General features: G+C 57.4%; 11 protein-coding genes and 2 tRNA genes. 4 read left to right on the top strand and 9 right to left on the bottom strand.

The genetic code is table 11. The features are described 5' to 3' along the window. Positions 1–2: 2 nt before the first annotated feature. The gene (locus ACVWYZ_RS00580) at positions 3–2,285 is read left to right on the top strand and encodes a RelA/SpoT family protein (RefSeq protein WP_457465466.1); all 2,283 of its coding nucleotides are present in this window, start codon (positions 3–5) and stop codon (positions 2,283–2,285) included. 741 nt (positions 2,286–3,026) lie between these two features. Next, positions 3,027–4,418 (top strand): DNA polymerase III subunit beta, encoded by a 1,392-nt coding sequence (dnaN, locus tag ACVWYZ_RS00585; RefSeq protein ID WP_457465467.1) that lies wholly within the window; start codon positions 3,027–3,029, stop codon positions 4,416–4,418. A 76-nt stretch (positions 4,419–4,494) separates the two neighbouring features. On the opposite strand, the gene ACVWYZ_RS00590 is transcribed toward dnaN, so the two are convergent. The 5 genes from ACVWYZ_RS00590 to rpsB all read right to left on the bottom strand — a co-directional run bounded on the left by ACVWYZ_RS00590 (position 4,495) and on the right by rpsB (position 10,269). Beyond that, complete coding sequence (locus tag ACVWYZ_RS00590; protein ID WP_414408708.1) at positions 4,495–5,694, bottom strand: AAA family ATPase; 1,200 nt, start codon at positions 5,692–5,694, stop codon at positions 4,495–4,497. Positions 5,695–5,896: 202 nt separating this feature from the next. After that, on the bottom strand, positions 5,897–6,898 hold the full coding sequence (gene queG / locus ACVWYZ_RS00595; RefSeq protein WP_457465469.1) for a tRNA epoxyqueuosine(34) reductase QueG: 1,002 nt from the start codon (positions 6,896–6,898) through the stop codon (positions 5,897–5,899). Positions 6,899–6,900: 2 nt separating this feature from the next. Continuing rightward, positions 6,901–8,316 (bottom strand): amidohydrolase, encoded by a 1,416-nt coding sequence (locus ACVWYZ_RS00600; RefSeq protein WP_457465471.1) that lies wholly within the window; start codon positions 8,314–8,316, stop codon positions 6,901–6,903. A 222-nt stretch (positions 8,317–8,538) separates the two neighbouring features. Continuing rightward, a complete protein-coding gene (gene tsf / locus ACVWYZ_RS00605) occupies positions 8,539–9,330 on the bottom strand; it encodes a translation elongation factor Ts (RefSeq protein ID WP_457387299.1) in 792 nt (263 codons plus the stop codon). Positions 9,331–9,474: 144 nt separating this feature from the next. Next, a complete protein-coding gene (gene rpsB, locus ACVWYZ_RS00610; protein WP_011433146.1) occupies positions 9,475–10,269 on the bottom strand; it encodes a 30S ribosomal protein S2 in 795 nt (264 codons plus the stop codon). A gap of 290 nt (positions 10,270–10,559) precedes the next feature. Here rpsB and ACVWYZ_RS00615 point away from each other — a divergent pair. Then, positions 10,560–10,633, top strand: a tRNA-Pro gene (locus tag ACVWYZ_RS00615). A 227-nt stretch (positions 10,634–10,860) separates the two neighbouring features. Here ACVWYZ_RS00615 and ACVWYZ_RS00620 read toward each other — a convergent pair. From ACVWYZ_RS00620 to ACVWYZ_RS00630, 3 genes are all read right to left on the bottom strand, one after another. Beyond that, a complete protein-coding gene (locus ACVWYZ_RS00620) occupies positions 10,861–13,257 on the bottom strand; it encodes an exonuclease domain-containing protein (RefSeq protein WP_457465473.1) in 2,397 nt (798 codons plus the stop codon). A 134-nt stretch (positions 13,258–13,391) separates the two neighbouring features. Beyond that, entirely contained in the window at positions 13,392–14,573 is a 1,182-nt protein-coding gene (locus tag ACVWYZ_RS00625) for an aldo/keto reductase (protein WP_457465475.1), read from the bottom strand. A 158-nt stretch (positions 14,574–14,731) separates the two neighbouring features. Then, positions 14,732–14,805: transfer RNA gene (locus ACVWYZ_RS00630), tRNA-Asp, on the bottom strand. Positions 14,806–14,854: 49 nt separating this feature from the next. Between ACVWYZ_RS00630 and ACVWYZ_RS00635 the strand changes: the two genes are divergently transcribed. Further along, positions 14,855–15,358 carry a hypothetical protein gene (locus ACVWYZ_RS00635; protein WP_414342275.1) on the top strand — a complete coding sequence of 168 codons (504 nt, stop codon included), beginning with the start codon at positions 14,855–14,857 and terminating at the stop codon, positions 15,356–15,358. A 232-nt stretch (positions 15,359–15,590) separates the two neighbouring features. On the opposite strand, the gene ACVWYZ_RS00640 is transcribed toward ACVWYZ_RS00635, so the two are convergent. Further along, a complete protein-coding gene (locus tag ACVWYZ_RS00640; protein WP_457465477.1) occupies positions 15,591–17,252 on the bottom strand; it encodes a protein kinase domain-containing protein in 1,662 nt (553 codons plus the stop codon). Positions 17,253–17,412: the final 160 nt, after the last annotated feature.

Raw genomic sequence — 17,412 nt, forward strand, 5'->3', positions numbered from 1 at the left:
GCATGGGTCAGACGGCTGTCATTGCCACCTCAGATGGAGGTCTCGACCTGAATAGCCTCGGTTTTGAGGTGCCAGGGTGGCTGCGTGCTCTGCTTTCCGGTGCCGAGGATCCCGGCGATGGGTTGCGGCCCTACACGGCTGAAGAAGCCGATCTGCTGCGCCGTGCCTTTGAGTTTTCTTACTGTTTGCATCAGGGCCAAAAACGCAAATCAGGGGATCCCTACATTGCCCATCCGGTAGCCGTGGCCACTCTCCTGCGGGAGCTGGGGGGAGATGCGGTGACGGTGGCAGCGGGCCTTTTGCACGATGTTATTGAGGATACAGAAGTTACCCCAGAAGCCCTGGAAGCTGAATTCGGCTCTGAAGTTCGCCTACTGGTAGAAGGAGTTACCAAACTCTCTAAGTTCAATTTCTCCAGCAAAACCGAGCAGCAAGCGGAAAATTTCCGCCGCATGTTTGTGGCCATGGCCAAAGATATTCGAGTCATCGTGGTCAAGCTGGCGGATCGCTTACACAACATGCGCACGCTGCAGTATCTCTCCCCCAGTAAGCAACGGCAAATTGCAGCCGAAACCATGGAAATTTTCGCCCCTTTGGCCAACCGGCTGGGGATCTGGCATTTCAAATGGGAACTGGAAGACTTGGCTTTTAAGTATCTGGACTACGAGGCTTACCGGAAGATTCAGGAATTGGTCAACGCCAAGCGCGCCGAGCGAGAGGCCGAGATCCAAGCTTTTATCGAAGAGCTGCGGCAGAACCTTCTTCAAGCGGGACTGGAACGCTTTGAGATCAGCGGACGGCCCAAACATTTGTACAGCATCTATCGCAAGATGCAGCAGCAGCACAAAGAATTTCACGAGATTTACGATCTCTCGGCAGTGCGGGTGATCGTGCATACCAACAGCGAGTGCTATCGGGTGCTGGCAGTCGTTCACAACTGCTTTCGCCCCATCCCTGGGCGTTTCAAAGACTACATTGGTCTGCCCAAGGCCAATCGTTACCAATCTTTGCATACGGCGGTGATTGGCCCGCAGGGAAGACCGGTGGAGGTGCAGATCCGCACCGAAGAGATGCACCGCGTGGCTGAGTACGGGATCGCCGCCCACTGGAAGTACAAGGAGGCCGGCAGCACCACCGTCAAGGCGGACGAGGAGCGCTTCACCTGGCTGCGGCAGCTCTTGGAGTGGCAAAACGACCTCAAAGACGACAAAGAGTATCTGGACACCCTTCGCGAGAATCTGTTTGAGAGCGAGGTTTACGTTTTCACGCCCAAGGGGGACTTGCTGGCCCTGCCCCAGGGATCCTGTCCGGTGGACTTCGCCTATCGCATCCACTCCGAAATTGGGGATCACTGTGCAGGAGCGCGGGTAAACAACAAGATCGTGCCCCTGGATACCCGCCTGCGCAACGGCGACATTGTGCAGATCATCACGCACAAAAATGCCCATCCCAGCCTGGACTGGATCAATTTCGTTGCCACCAGCTCTGCCCGCAATCGCATTCGCCAATGGTTTAAGCGCTCCAATCGCGAGCAAAACATCGCGCGGGGCCGGCATTTGCTGGAGCGGGAGCTGGGCAAAACGGGCTTTGATGCCCTGCTCAAATCAGAGCGGATGCAGAAGGTAGCCGAAAAGCTCAACTACGCCAGTGTAGAGGATTTGTTAGCCGCTCTGGGTTATGGTGAGACAACCCCCACGCTGGTGATCCATCGGCTGCAGGAGGTCAGCAGGCCGGCAGTATCTGCTCCCACAGAGGAGGAATCGCTTGAGGGATCCAAGCTGTTGTTGCCACGGGCTTCTGCGGCTCCCAGTTCTATCAAATCCCAATCTCCCATTCTGGGGGTGGAGGGTCTGAAACACCAGTTGGCCAAGTGTTGTAATCCGCTGCCGGGGGATCCGATCTTGGGCGTAGTCACCCGCTTTAAGGGTATTAGTATCCACCATCAGGACTGTCCACGGGTGGCTCAGGTTTCGGGGGAACGCCTGGTGCCAGTACGATGGAACGAAGAGCAACTGCGGCAGAGCGCCCAGATCTACCCGGTAGAACTGCATCTGGAGGTTATCGACCGCGTTGGGGTGCTGCGGGACATTCTTTCCCGTCTATCGGATCAAGGCATTAATGTTCGCAATGCTAAGGTACAAACTTTTGCCAACCGCACCGCCCTGATCGATCTCTGTATCGATGTACGTGATAAGAAACAGCTCACCCAGGTTCAAAGTCAACTGCGCCAGCTTTCTGACGTGATCGTGCTGCGCTCCCGCCATCACCAAAACGGATCCCGTTGACCTACGCCTGGCCCTTCGCGGGTACGGACTCTAGACCGCATCCCTATTGCGACTCGCTCCTGCAGCAGCCCAATTTTGGGTCAGGCGCTGTCCCATCCTCATCCTGACCTCCTTTGCCGCTTCTGGTGCGCAGAGCGCTTTCCCGCTCCTCTGGGGTCTTGCCAAAAATCCCGTGTCAGCTCACAGGTGGCCAGTCAAGGCCGACAAGCCCAGAGCAATGTCCCAGGCTTTCTTCGACAGCCTGTGGAAAACCTGTGGAAATCCAGCGAAGCCCGCCCCAGCTCCGGTGGAATCCCCAGCCATATCTAGGGGGAAGGATTCACTACCTTAGGGGATCTCACACTGACTGTGCGTTAATTTTTATGAATTTATCAGAAAACCATAACATTAGCCTGTGGAAAATCTGTGGAAAAACCTGGAAAATCTGTGGAAAACCTGTGGAAAAACCCCCCAAGTTATTAACAGGTATAAATACCCTGTGGAAAAGTGGCCAAGTTATCCACAGTTTTTCCACAGGTGGGGAATAGGCTCAAAAGCTCATGGCACAAGGTGTTGACGATCACTTTCCACAGTTTCCACAGCCCCTACTACTACTAGATCAAAAAATTAAATTAGGCAGGGATCGAAATTTCAGATCTGTCCTACGCGCGAGGCAAATTTTCCAAAACTCGACCGCAAGGGGAGGGATCCAACCGGGGCAGTCGGTGTAGGATCTGCGTGTGCAGCCCTCAAGTGCCCCCCATGGTGCAAGCTCAACGTCCTGTGGATCGAGAACTCGAGGCCGAGTCATTTGCGGCAGTGTTGCGCAGCAGCAAGACTGCAGCTCCTCAGCGTGGGGAGGGATACCTTGACGGGGCCGTGGACTCGTCTCCGGAGGGTTTCAGCTTCACCTGCGAGCAAGCCGATCTCAGCCACCACCTCACTTCCGTTGGACGGGCTGTGGCCAGCCGCCCCGCCCTGCCCGTTTTGGCCAATGTGTTGGTGGAGGCCGACGCGGAAACTCAGCGGGTTGCTTTGACCGCCTTTGACTTGAACTTGTGCATTCGCAGCGAGTTCGAGGCTCAGGTCAAGGGATCCGGTCGCACCACCCTGCCTGCAAAGCTGCTCAGCGACATCGTCAGCCGCCTGCCCAGCGGCCCGATGACTCTGGCGCTCCGCGCCACCAACGCGAACGGCCAGGCTCAAGATGACGCCCCCGTGCTCCTCACGTCGGCAGCCGGCCAGTATCAAGTGCGCAGCCTGTCGGCTGAAGAGTACCCCACCCTGCCGGAGATATCGCTTCCCGCCGCCGACGCAGATGGCGATTTTGCGGGGGAGGAAAGCCCGACAGCTCAGGCTCTGGAGCTGCCCATCGAGAGCCTGTTGCAGGGGATCGGCCAAACCCTTTTTGCGGCCTCTGGAGATGAGACCAAGCAGGTGCTCACAGGAGTGCATGTCAAGCTCTTGCCAGGGGATCCCCCTTGCCTGGAGTTTGCAGCCACCGATGGGCATCGTCTGGCGATGGTGCAGGTGGAGGCCGAAGGGATCCCGGTTGCTTCGGCCCATGGGGAAATAGGGTTGGATTTCACCATTCCCGCTCGCACTTTGCGAGAGGTGGAGCGCATCCTCGGCACCCAGACCGCGGCCTCTACGGTGGAATTGCGGTTTGACCGATCCCAGGTGCAGTTTGTGCTGCCTCCTCGCGCCAGCAAAACGCAGTGCCAACAGCGGATCACCAGCCGTCTCTTGGAGGGCCAATATCCCGACTACAACCGCCTGATTCCCAGGCAATTTGAGCGGCAGATAACCCTGGAGCGTCGGCCTTTGATTGAGTCGCTGGAACGGGTGGGAGTACTTGCTGCCCAAAGAAACGACATCGTCAAGTTCAATCTTTCTGCCGCAGCCCAAACCCTGCGCATCAGCACCGAGGCGCCCGATGTGGGCAGTGGCGAGGAATCTTTGCCGGTGCAAATGTCCGGCCCTGACCTGGAGCTGGCCTTCAATGTGCGTTACCTGCTGGATGCCCTTAAGGTGTTTCATACGCAGCAGGTGAGCCTGGAGCTAAACGGTGCCACTCAGCCAGCTATTTGGAAGCCCCTTGGGGCGATGCGGCTCTGTTATTTGGTCATGCCGGTGCAGCTACGGGCTACCTAGTCCTAGGGAACTAATTGAAGAACAGCCTCGGTGGCTCTTGTCCCATGTTCAGAGAGCAGGTGGATGCCGATCCAGCTCAAACAAAGCGGTAGGTAAACTCCTGCACCAAGTCCACACGCCCTTTGCGCAAAACTGCCGGATCCAAACGTTCAGTCGTGTTGCAAGTCATCAGCACCACCAGCCTTTGTTCACAGTCGGCGTATTCTGCGTCGAGCACGCTTTGGTGGAGGGTGCCATCCAGCAGGCTGAGGATGCGCTCAGTTTTGGTGCTCCGTTGGGCCACCTCGCTGGCGCGGTCTTGGGCGAGGTTATCTGCCTCATTGATGATCAGGCACACCCGCTCCAGATAGGAAGGCGCAATGAACTCTTGCACGGCTTCATGATCCAAGATGAACACCACATAGCCCAGTGGTACCAGCAGCTCGTGGGCCACCGCTTGCGTCCAGGCAGTTTTACCGGTACCTGGGATCCCGTGTACCAAGACCGCCAATCGCTCCTGCTGCAGAATTCGCTGTTGAACCTGATCGGTGAAGGCTTGAATCTCGGCGGGAAAAGAACTGATTGGATGTGGGCTCTGGATTTGCCCAATTCGGCTTTGGTAGCCGCTCACCATCACCGCCAGGTTGTAGGTAACCTTGCGGATCAAGGGCTTGAGATCTACCCCAATCAGGGTGTAGCGACGGCGGGTTTGATAGGTGGTCTGGATTTGCAGCCAAATCTGATGCTCCGGCCAAAAGGCATAGACGGTGCCCGGACTACTGATTTGATCCCAGCCGTTGAAATGCTCAACCGGGTAGTAGAAGTAGCGATCCATGTACACTTGCACGATCTGTGCCGGTCGCCCCAGATGCGCCAAGATTTTGAGAACGATAACTTCTTGCAGACAATTCAAGACGTAATGAATGGGAATCTGGTCGCGGCTCACCTGCTGCCGCAGCGGAGTTTCCGTCGAAAGATAGCTTCGAAAGGTGCAGTCGGGGCCGGGTGGGGGTGGGGTAATGCTGTTCCAGAATTCCTCGATCTCGTAACGGGTGTTCTCTGAAAACAGGTTAAGCAAATTGGCCAGCGGGCTATATTCGTTGCGTCCCACTGCGTTGGCGATATCGCTGCACACATCCAGAATTTTCTCGGCCAATTCCCAGGGATCCTGCATGGCCAGTTGCCAGAAATACTCGACATCGAAATGGCGGAGCAGAGGTCTCCACCCGGATTGCAGGAGATTGTAGCTGTTGGTCTGCCGGTAGCTGGGGTAATAGTCGTCGTAACCGTTATCCATGCAGGGTTAGGGGCTAGGAAAAGGGGGAATCGGTGGGCTTGCTGGGGCGTGGATGCCTCTCCCACGAGAGCGAAACTATGGCGGCCCGGCACTGGGGTCTCAAAAAGGGGGTAGGGCATGTATGTTAGCTTGCGTCCCCGGCCCAGGGGCAACAGCCCCACCGTTTTCCGGTGCCAGATCCCGCTGGGAAAGTGTATCCCAATTAGGTAGGGAGGGCTTCCAAATCGTTGCTGTGGGCTGCGGAGCTGGAATTGCCTTCTAGGGCTGCTTGGGCGTTGCGTCGCAGTCGGCGGGCCTTGAGCCGGCGCAAGGCAGAGGCGGGAAACTTCCGGTCGAATTCCCCATCTTCCATCTGGGCCAGTTCTTGGAGATCGGGGGCAACGTTCCAAGGGTAAGGCTGAAAATCCGGGATCCGGCTGGGTTGGGCAAAGCGTTGGTTCCAAGGGCAGACCTCCTGGCAGATGTCACAGCCGGCCACCCAGTTGTGCAGGTTCTGGGCAATCTTGGCAGGGATCCGCTCGGCGTGGCTTTCTAGAGTGTGGTAGGCAACGCAGCGGCGGGAATCCACCACCCCTGGGCTGACGATGGCCTGCGTGGGGCAAGCCTCTAGGCAGCGGGTACAGGTGCCGCAGTGAGCGGTGTGGGGCTGGTCAGGGAGCAACGGCAGGGTGGTCAGGATCACTCCCAGAAACACCCAGGAGCCGTACTCGCGGGTGAGCAACAGGCTGTTTTTGCCGATCCAACCCAAGCCCGCCTGCATGGCCCAGGGCTTTTCCGCCACCGGGCCGGTATCCACGTAGAATCGACCCGTATGATTTGGGAACTGGGCTTGCATCCAGAGGTGGAGTTGTTTGAGCCGCCGTCCCAACACGCGGTGATAATCTCGACCCCAGGCGTAGCGGGAGATCTTGCCCTTGCCGGGATCCTGGCTGTGGCGGATGGGGGTGTAGTAATTCAAAGCCACACAGACCAACGACTGCACCCCCGGCAGCACCTGCTTTGGATCCATTCGCCTAGGATCCGCCATCCAAGCCATGTCGGCGGCCATGCCCGCAGCCAGCCAAGCTTGCAGACCCCGCAAGTCGGGGGGATCCTCTGTGCTGGCAATGCCGACTTTGTCAAAACCCAGGGCCAGGGCCTGTCGTTTCACCTGCGCAGTGGCTCTGGACCAGTCGACCTCTGAACCCGCAGGGATCCCTGCCATGGCTATGCCGGCAAACCCATCACGCGGCGGTAGCGGGCCTCCAGCTGTGCCACCTGCTGGGAGCGGCGGGAGGGATCCCAGGTGCTGTGGGCAAACAGATCCTGCCGCAGCTTGGCCACATCCACCGTCGTCACGGCTCCGCTGGACACCACCTGTTTTCCTCGCACCCAAACGCTATGCACTGCCTGGGTGGGCCGACCCAACACCAGCAGCCCAATGGGATCGGTACGGGGCAACAGCGACAGTTGGGTGAGATCGTACAGCACCAGATCCGCTTGCTTGCCCACTTCCAGGGATCCCATCTGATCCCCCAGGCCCAAGCCGATTGCCCCACCTCGGGCTGCCATCTCGATGCTCTCGCGGGGAGAAATCCAGTGGCGGTAGTCGGGATCCGTGATGTTGTGAAGGATGGTGCCGATTTTGATGGCCTCTAGCAAATCCTGCGAATCGTTGCTGGCGGATCCATCGCAGCCAAAGGCCACGTTCACCCCTGCCCGGCGATAGTTCAAAATGGGGGCAATGCCGCTGCCCAGGCGCAGGTTGCTCAAGGGGTTGTGAACAACCGTAGAGCCGGTGCGGGCCAAGATCTCGATATCGGCATCGCTGAGCCAGACGCAGTGGGCCAAGGAAGTTTTCCGGTCTAGGTAGCCCAAGCGCTCCAGATGCTCCACAGCACTACAGCCGTACTTTTCCTGGGCCAACATCTGCTGGGCGCGGGTTTCCAACAGGTGGGCGTGGCGGGGTAGGTCATACTTCTGGCTTAACTCCGCACAGCCCTTGAACAGCTCGTCTGAGCACAGTTGGATCCCTGTGGGAGCCACCATGAGGGTAATGCCCTCTTCTGGCCGGTGAAAGCGCTGCACCGCCTCTTCCACAATGGCCAGCACCTCTGCTGTGGAGAGGGGATAGGTTTCCGGCTCCCGATCCCAAGAGGAGCTGCTGGGCAACCCCCGAGAGAGAGCCTGATCCTGGATCAAGGGGCCCACGAAGGCGCGGATCCCGACTTCTCGGTAGGCCCGTACCGCCGCCTCAATGGTGGCCAACTCTTGGCCTGGGATCAACACCAGATGATCCACCACCGAGGTGCCCCCCGTCAGCAGGGTTTCCACCGCCGTCCCCAGCGCGCTGAGATAGATTTTTTCCGGATCCGGCGGCGCATACTCGTGCAGTTGTGCCAGCCACAGCTCCAGCGGATAGGGCGGTATGATCCCTCGTTGCCACATTTCGGAAGAATGGGTGTGGGCATTGACAAAGCCCGGCAGCAAGAGTTGGTTACTGGCATCCAGTTCCAGGCTGTCTGCGCCCGTTGCGGGTAACCCTCTGCCTATGGCAGCAATCCGTTCCCCCTCGATTCGCACATCTGCGGTTTCGTAGCCGGTGGCGGTGGGAATTAACGCATTGCGCAAGATAAAACTCATGCCCGGGATCCAAAAAGGCCGTCTGCTACCTTAGCGTGCTGGAGTTAACCCTGCCAAGGCGGGAGGATCAGAACATTTGCATGCATAACCTAGCCTTTCCCCCAAGGGATACCCAAGCGTAGTGGTTATAGAACTGCCGACATAGAGGTGCCCACACTCTCCATAACGCAGTTTCAACGCCTCTGCACCGCCGACATGGCCCTACAGCTCAGCCTTGACCGGCTATTTCTTTTTCTTGGCGGAGCCTTTTTTGGCCGGCTTGCTCTCGGCAGCAGGGGCCGGTTCTGGGGCAGGTTCTTCAGGAGGAGCGGGTGGAGTCTCTTCCACTTTGGGGGCCTCTGCCGGCTTGAGACCGGCTTGAGCGGCAACCTCAGCAGCAAAATCCACTTCTTCTTTCTCGATCCCCTCTCCCAGGACAAAGCGCACAAACCGCCGCACCCGAATGTTTTCCCCCAGTTTGGCAATGTGCTGCTTGACCAATTCCTCCACCGTGATCGAGGAATCTTTAATAAAGGGTTGATCCAACAGGGATAACTCTTTCAGGCGCTTTTCGATGCGACCTTGCACGATCTTCTCGCGTATGTTCTCCGGCTTATTGGCCAGATCTTCTTTGCCCATTTCAATGGCTTTTTCCCGCTCCACCACTTCAGCAGGGATCTGGTCAACGCTGACGTATTCTACGTTTTGGCAGGCGGCAATCTGCTTGGCGATGTCTTGCACCAATTTCTTGAAATCTTCGTTGCGGGCCACGAAGTCCGTCTCGCAGTTCACTTCCACCAACACCCCAATTCGATTGCCGAAGTGGATGTAGCTGTCAACTGCCCCCTCTGCCGCGACGCGACTGGCCTTTTTGGCTGCCCCTGCCAACCCTTTCTGTCGCAGCCAGGTGATGGCTTTCTCCATATCGCCACCGGAATCTTCCAGGGCTTTTTTGCAGTCCATCATGCCTGCGCCCGTCTTTTCGCGCAGCTCTTTGACCAGTTTGGCATCAATGCTCATGAGGGCTCCTCGAATGAAAGAACGGGAAGAATGTGGCGGGATATGAGTGAGAATGAGCGGGCTTCGATAGAATTGTAAACCTAGATTTCAAGAATACACGCCTCTGGATAGGGAACAGGCAGGGAAGTGCCCGGATTGCACGGGATCCCTGCCTTCGGTCTAGCCTTCCTCGGCTTCTCCTTCTTCTTCGTCCTCCATGTCTTCCAGAATGTCGTCGTCCAGATCCATCGCCCCTTCGTAGTCGTACTCATCCTCCTCAACGGTGTCGAGCTGCCCATGCCGCCCTTCGTAGATGGCATCCGCCAACTTGCCTACAATCAGCTTAATCGCTCGAATGGCATCGTCGTTAGAGGGAATGAAGATATCGCTGAGATCGGGGTCGCAGTTGGTGTCCAGCAGTGAGATGATCGGGATGTTCAGCTTGATACATTCCTGAACGGCGTTGGCCTCCCGCCGCTGATCGACGATGATCACCGCATCGGGGAGCTTGCGCATCGTTTTAATGCCGCCTAAGTACTTTTCCAACCTGGCCAACTCTCGCCGCAGACGGCTGGCCTCTTGTTTGGGCAGGCGATCCAGAAGACCACTGCTCTCCATCTCCTCAATTTCTTTGAGGCGGTCGATGCGGGTTTTGATGGTGGCCCAGTTGGTGAGCATACCCCCCAACCAGCGCTGGTTGACATAGTAGCTGCCACAGCGACGAGCCTCTTGAGCGATGATCCCGGCAGCTTGCCGTTTGGTGCCCACAAACAGGAAGCGCCAACCCCTGTCAGCAGCATCCCGCACATACTCGTAGGCTTCGTTCAGATAGCGGGCCGTCTGCACCAAATCGATAATGTGGATGCCGTTCCGCTCGGTAAAGATGTAGGGTCGCATTTTCGGGTTCCAGCGGCTGGCCTTGTGGCCGAAGTGAACCCCTGCCTCCAACAGTTGAGGCAAACTGACTACGCTCATGAGTTTTTCCTCTCCTACGGGTTAGCCTCCGCCCGAACGGATCCCAGTTACGGCCTTCCCGCCGGTTACCTGCACAGAGCGCTCTACCCCCATTGGCAAGGAACTCAGGAGCTGTTGCAGCAAACCGCGAAAGGGCTGTAAGGACACCCGGTGGTTCAGGCGTGCGATTTCTTAACGGCTTAACTAAGCTAGCATGTTTTCCACGGGATCCCGCAGCTTGGGGTTAACTCTGGCCGCGATCCGATGCTAGACTAGCTAGGCACTTCATGGGCTTCTACCCGTAAGTGCGTCGGGGCGTAGCGCAGCTTGGTAGCGCACCACTTTGGGGTAGTGGGGGTCGTGGGTTCAAATCCCGCCGCTCCGATACTGAGTAATCAGGGGAGGGCTTGAGCCGGACAAAGCCCACTATGCCGGAAACTTTGAGGTACTTTGGCTCCGCTGTCAATCCCTTGCCATTGGCTCCGTTGATCGGCAGCCTTAAGAATCAGGTCACAAGCTTGGCCGGACAATGTGGGATCCCGGTTTTACGGTGCTGGATCCCGATGCGGAGCCGACCTTGAACAACATGGGGTTTCGACGGATCTGGAGCGCTTAATCACGGCCCAGGATCCAGGCAATAAGGGGGGGATCCCTGTGGTCAAGATAATACCGAACGGCTTGGGTCAGGTCGATTTCCAGGTCGCGGTTTTGGATGTCGGTGATCATCCTGTGCATAAGCTCCAGATGGATGCGGTCGTCTTGGGTGAGCAGAGCATACTTGCCATTGGGGCTGTTGTTGAGGGCGGCCAAGGCCGCTTGGGTGGCGGTAGCCTTTTTGGAAGGAGGCTTAAGGCGGGCATCCCGTAGCAAAAGAAACTGAAGCTCAGGGTGAGCAATCACCAATTGGTTGAAGTTATTGAGCTGTCCATACATGCTGCTGGGACCCACTTGGATAAAGGCAATCACCCGCTTTTTGCTGGGGAAATAGAGGTGATCTGGAAGCTTGTGTTTGCCCAGCTTCAGGGCACTCATGGGGAGAGGATGGATCCCTTGCAGGGCATTGACGATGGTGCGCAATTTGCCGATATCAGCTGTGCTGTCGATGATCGCCTCTTGGGGATAGGCGGCGCGGAGCTGAGCCTCAGTGGTGCGGAGATAGGGATCCAGCGTCTCAACAAGATCGGCAGATGGGCTGGGATCCCGAAGGGGTGGAGATAGAACGATGGAGGGGCCGTGGGCAGGCAGAAGGGGGATGAGCAGTTGTTTGAGGGTTTGCAGCTCAGTTTCGAGCCGCTGGACACGGACGGCTAGATTGCTGGCAGTGGGTACAACTTGCACCTGGGGAGGGAGAGGGATCCCGTTGATGTAGTGGCGGTAGTAGGCTGAGGCTCGGTTGAGAATGGCGCGGATGGAGGGTTGGCTGAGGATATCGCTGAGGTCATCGGCGGTGAAGAGAGCTTGGAGGTGGATCCCTGAGGGCAGGCGGCTCTGGAGAAGGGCTTGAAGCTGGGGAAGAGAGGGGAGATCTAGGGAGAGGACGGTTTGGGAGAGGCGATCGACGGTAGCCCGGTCAAATTGGGTTTGGAAATGTTGCCAACGGTCGGGGAACAGATTGAGGATAAACAGACTGTTGGGAATACGGGTAAAAAGCTCTTTTAGAGCATCGCCAAAGTTGAGAAGGATATCTCGATTTTCCTCTCGGCCCAGAGCCTCCAATTGGTCGAAGACAATGATCAGGGGCTGGTCGAGCAGCGAAAGCCTGCCGATGACTTTCATCCCTTCTAGGGCAAAGGTGTTGCGATCCAGATCTGCACTCCAAGGGGGCAACCCAATCAAGTTGGTTTCTTCAGGATCCAGGTCGGTACCGCTGAGCCAGCGGATGATCTGGTGACGGCGGTTGGGATCCCTGTAGCTGCAGTATTTGATGATGCCCTTGAGAATGTTTTCGGTGGAACCGGTAAGGAAGTTTTGCTCTGCCCACCAGCGCAGAACCTGTTTTTCAATGGCTTGCCATTGTTGACGACGACGCTCGGTGCCTTCTGCTCCCAGGCGATGAAAGAGGTTGAGGGGATCCGCCGTGAGAAGGGAGAGAAACTCTTCAGTTTTTGAGGTTTGGGGGAAGGTTTTCAAGATTTCCACAAAGCTCTTGGCAATCAAGTAGTCGAGCTGGGTGTGGCGATGGGCATCTACCCGTTCGCGCAGGGATTCCAGGGTGTGGCTGTAGATGTGGTGGTAGATGTTGTCGGGATGGGTGGGCTGAGGGATAAACAGGAGACGGTTGTAGCGCAGGAGGTTTTGGGCCACCCGCATGATCAGGTGGGTCTTGCCGGATCCAGGTTCTCCCAGTAAGACAACCCCTCGGCTCTGGTGGTTGGGATCCCGTTGGATCTCCTGTAGGGTGGCAGTGAGCTGCTGGTACTGAGGCTGATAGATGGTGGTCTCGTCGGGATAATGCTGAAAGGGATTGTCAACTCTGCTGTTGGCGAAAGGATTGGGAACATTCTGGGCTTTGAGCTGAGCGTGGGTGAGGTGGCGGTAAAGGTGATAGGTAAAGAGGGCATCGTAGCTGGCGTCGTGGGCTAACTTGGAGTTGAAGTAGCCGCTCTCCAGTTGGATCCCAAGATGTTTGCTCAGGTACTCGAGTCCGTAACCGGCGAGGTTGGGAAAACATTGCTTGGCGGCTGACCAAGTACAGAAGATGGGGTTAGGAAGCCAATCTTGGTTAACTTGGTCAAAGGCTTGTTTAAGGATTTTTAGGTCGTGATCTGCATGGTGGAAAACAAGGGTTTTACCTTGTGTCAAGCGCTGTAGATCCGCAACGATCTGGGTCAGGGGCTTGGGCTGGGGGTGGTGGGGCGAGTATTCTTGGGTGTAGGCATGGTAAATAAGCTTGCCGCTGCTGTCGATAAGGGCGATTTCTTTGAGGTTGGGGTTGCCCTCGGTGTCGATAACCAAGTAGCTCATGGAAGGGCGGGATCCCGTGATGCTAATGTGCTCAGACTCTAACACGAGCTACCCAAATGAGATAAGGAGCCGCTGGCGGGAGCTGACAACTCTTTTTTTCCTGCGGTTAAAGAGTAAACCTTGCCATATCATCTTCTCCACCGGATCTCGACCGTCAAACGGGGGGATCCCTGAGCAAGCTAGCTCTGAGATAGGCGCTTCACCTCAGCTCCAGAGAGCAGGCGATGGGCTTCTTGCAACAAAGCCGGGATCCGGTCGCGGTGGGGGCTGTGGATAAGATAAGGTCGCAGGGCTTCGGCATCCACTTTGTCTGCCCGCTGGCCGGGGAGCCAACTGCCGGCATTGCCCAACAGGTTGTAACGGCTCTTGGCATAGTCCACCAAGTCATAGGCCAAGACCAAATTGCGCAGCAGCAGAATGAACGGGATATTCACTTGTCCGGGGGTTTGGTCGTAGCGAGGCAGGCCCTGGTGCCAAGTTTTGGCGTAGTGTTCCCCCACCTGCTCGATCAAAGCTTGCTCTAGGCGGGCCAGGATCGGCGGCAACAGCTCATCAGCCCGATCCAATAACTCCACCGCCTGCAGGTGCTCATCAAAATCGCTGGGTCGGGCCGCCCCAATGCTGAGGGTGTGAACCTGGGGATGGGACAGACAGAACAGGTCGTTGAAGACCATCGGGCTGAGGGGTTGGCACAACTGCACCAGCTTGGCGGGCGGATCGTAAAGCCTGCCCCCCTTGTCTGAGGGACTGATGATGAATACCCCCATATCCTGCTGGGCGGCAGCCTCAATGGCGGGCCAGTTGGTTTGGTTGACAAAGTACCAGTGCAGGTTGACGTAATCAAAGCCCCCTGACTGTATGGCTTCCACAATCAACTCCGTCGGCCCATGGGTGGAGAAGCCAACGAAACGCACCCGTCCCTGCCGTACTAGGCGCTGACACACCTCCAGGCACCCCCCTGGACGCAGGCTGTGTTCCAAGTCTTCCCAGGTGTTCAACCCGTGGATGGCCAGCAGATCCACGTAGTCGAGGTTCAAGTAGCTCATCGATTGCTCGAACTTGGCCAGGAACTGCTGCGGGTCGGCGCTGGGGCCAATTTTCGTCTGCACAATTAGATCTTGCCGGGGAAAGAGCGGCAAAATGCGGCCCAACTGCATTTCAGAAGTGCCATAGCCGCGGGCAGTTTCGATGTGGTTGATGCCCACCTCCAAGGCCCGGCGAATCGTCGCCTCCAGGTTCTGCTGGCTTGCCGCTGGGATCCCTGACCAAGGAGTATCTTGCCAACTGTGTTGATAGCGCATGCCACCACAGCTCAGCACGGGCATAGACAGCTCGGTACGCCCAAATCTGCGATACTGCATGGTTTTTCCCCTGGACTAAGCCCCATTTTAGAGTGGCCCCACCGCCGAAGCTTAAACCCCAGGCCGACCGCGTTGCGCAGCAGTCTCCATCAGAAATCAGATCAGTCTGGAGATATGAGGCTGCAGGAGAGCGACTAAGCTAGAGTGTTTTAGGAGTACGGGGCTGACGGGGCTCGAACCCGCAACTTCCGCCGTGACAGGGCGGTGCTCTAACCAATTGAACTACAGCCCCAATCGCTGCGAATATCTATTCTGGATGTGGACGAGGATTGTTGTCAATCATGGTGGTTAGTCTGGCAGCACAGGCCGCAACCCTTGTGGATACCGCTCCGCAAAATGGGATCCCAACGGCGGCGATGCAACAGGTGGCGGATGTGCTCACTCAGGTGGCCCAACACCTGGATCACCTGCAATACACCACCTTGCGCTACCCCGATGGCGGCTGGCTGACGGTGCGGGTGGTCGAGGATCCTGCTGCTGGCGACTCATCCTCAGAGGGATCCCAGCCGACGACCCATCTGTGGATCCCGGCCTTCGGCCACCTGGAAGATGCCCACACCACGCTGGCAGAGCTTAAGGATCGAGCGCCGGAGCTGGAGACCGCTTCTTTTGGGGTCTTGGAGCTGTTGTTCTTGGCGTTGGGCCTTTCTCGGGCCGATGGCATCGTCTTTTACGACCAAGCTGGGGATCGGCAACAGGGCAAGACCGTGGCCTGCCGAGCTTTGATGGAACAGGTCAATCAATCGCTTCGCAGATGGGCCTCTCCACCCCCTTCGATGGCTTGAGCTCTTGAACTTTTCTCTTTTATGGTTTTGTGGTCATTTCGATTCAAACTAGGACAAAGCGTTGAATGCGGAGGGCCAGAAGGCTTTTCTAAGGACTCCGTCCCGCCGGCGCGATCAGTAGCCCAGACGTCTCATCCTAACCTGAAACAACTATAAAACTATTAAAGATCTATAAAGTTTAAAGATCGCAACGCAAAATTCCAGATCCGCCAGATCCGCAGTCCGCCCTGCGTCAGCTCAAAATGGCTCCCTGCCGACGGGCAAACTTCCGCAGCTTCTCGTCCATCTGTGCCCCTCGCAGATCTGCTTTGCAAAAGTTGGTGAAGCGCTTGCTCTTTTCTTCTGGGGATCGAGCCAAACGAACCCCACCGCCCATCGACCAGATCACCGAGCTGGCCACCACCAAGGCGATCCCAGCCGCTCCTAACGCATAAACCAAATTGCCCGTGGTCAGGCGGACAAGCAAAAAGGCCAGGATCCCTGAGCCCAGCAGCCCCCCCAAGCCTGTCAGGATCCCTCCCAATGTTTTGGCCGATCCAGACAGTTGGCTCAAAACCCGTAGCCAATGGGGTTGAGGGGTGTTGAAGAGGATCCCGCGCAGATCCGCCCCCTGCAAGTTGGCCCCTGAGAAATCGGCCCCCCGCAGATCGGCCTGGCGCAAATCATAGCCGGCTAGGTTTTGGTTGGCAAAGGACTTTCCCCGCAGATCCGCTCCCGCCATGGAAGGGATCCGCGGTGGGGTGGCCGGCTTGATCCGTCCGCCGCCTGTGATGCTGCTGGCTCGGCCCAGTTGGGTGAAACCGGTGGTGCTCCCCCACTCAGAGGGGATGGATACCGGGCTGCTGGCTGTCATTCCCCCTGCGGTGGACGGAGGGAGGGGTGTGGGCACGAAACCACCCGAGCGGCGCTTGGCCCAGTAGCCGGAGATCACCGATGTGCTGGGATTGGCAGACAGGGGAGAGCTGGGCAACACAATCGGCTGAGAGATCGGGCCGCCTGCCTCTTCCACCGGGATCCCTTGCAACGCCCGCAAGACCTCGGTGGCGGTGGCAAAGCGCTGGTTGATGGCCGGCTGCAACATGCGGTGCAGAATGGCGTCGAATTCCGGGCTGAGCTGCAGGCAATCCGACCAATCCCACTGTCCCGTTTCATGGTTATAAAACTTGGCCGGAGATTCCAACGTCATCAAGTTGATGCAGGTGGCAGCCAAGGCATAGAGATCGCTAGAGGGACCGACCGCCTGGCCGGCTACTTGCTCCGGGGGAGAAAAGCCAAGGGAGCGGATTGCTGTCACTTCTGCCGCCTGCTCCTGGGCTGGCCCCAGTTCCTTTACGGCCCCAAAGTCGATCAGCACCAGCCGCTGATCCTCTTTGCGGCGAATGAGGTTGGCAGGTTTAATGTCTCGGTGAACCGTGTTTTGGCTGTGGACATAGCTGAGGATCAGCAGCACCTCCTGCATCACCTGCCGGGTTTGTTCTTCGGAAAAGGGCCCATTGCGACGCATTTCTTGGGAGAGGGTGGTGCCCTGGATAAATTCCTGCACCAAGTAGAACTTGCCGCCTTCCTGAAAGTGGGCGTAGAGCTTGGGGATCTGCGAATGTTCGCCCAGGCGCTCCAACACTTGGGCCTCGCGATTGAAGAGCTCCTCCGCCAGCTTGGCCAGTTGCGGGGATCCCTCGACCGGGCGCAACTGCTTGATCACCCGCCAAGGTTTGGAGGGCATGTCCTCATCCCGCGCCAAAAAGGTAGAGCCAAATCCCCCCTGGCCGATGCGCTTGAAGGCCCGGTAGCGATTGCGCAGCAGCAAGGGATGGCCACAAGAGGCACAGGTAGAAGCGTCCGCCGGGTTTTCCGGGTGCAAACAGGCAGGGTTAAGGCAGTAGCAGTTGGGCATACCAGTTTGGGGTTACCGGCTGGCGATCCGGACAACCGAGACGGAGCCAAGAAGTCGGCAGGCAAGTTGTGAGAGATACATACAGGTTAGACCAAGAAGAAACAAATCTTGCACAACTGCCTCAGATAGGCTGATCTTAGCGTCTGCCCGCCCTGAGGTT

The organism is Thermostichus sp. MS-CIW-37 (assembly GCF_054060065.1).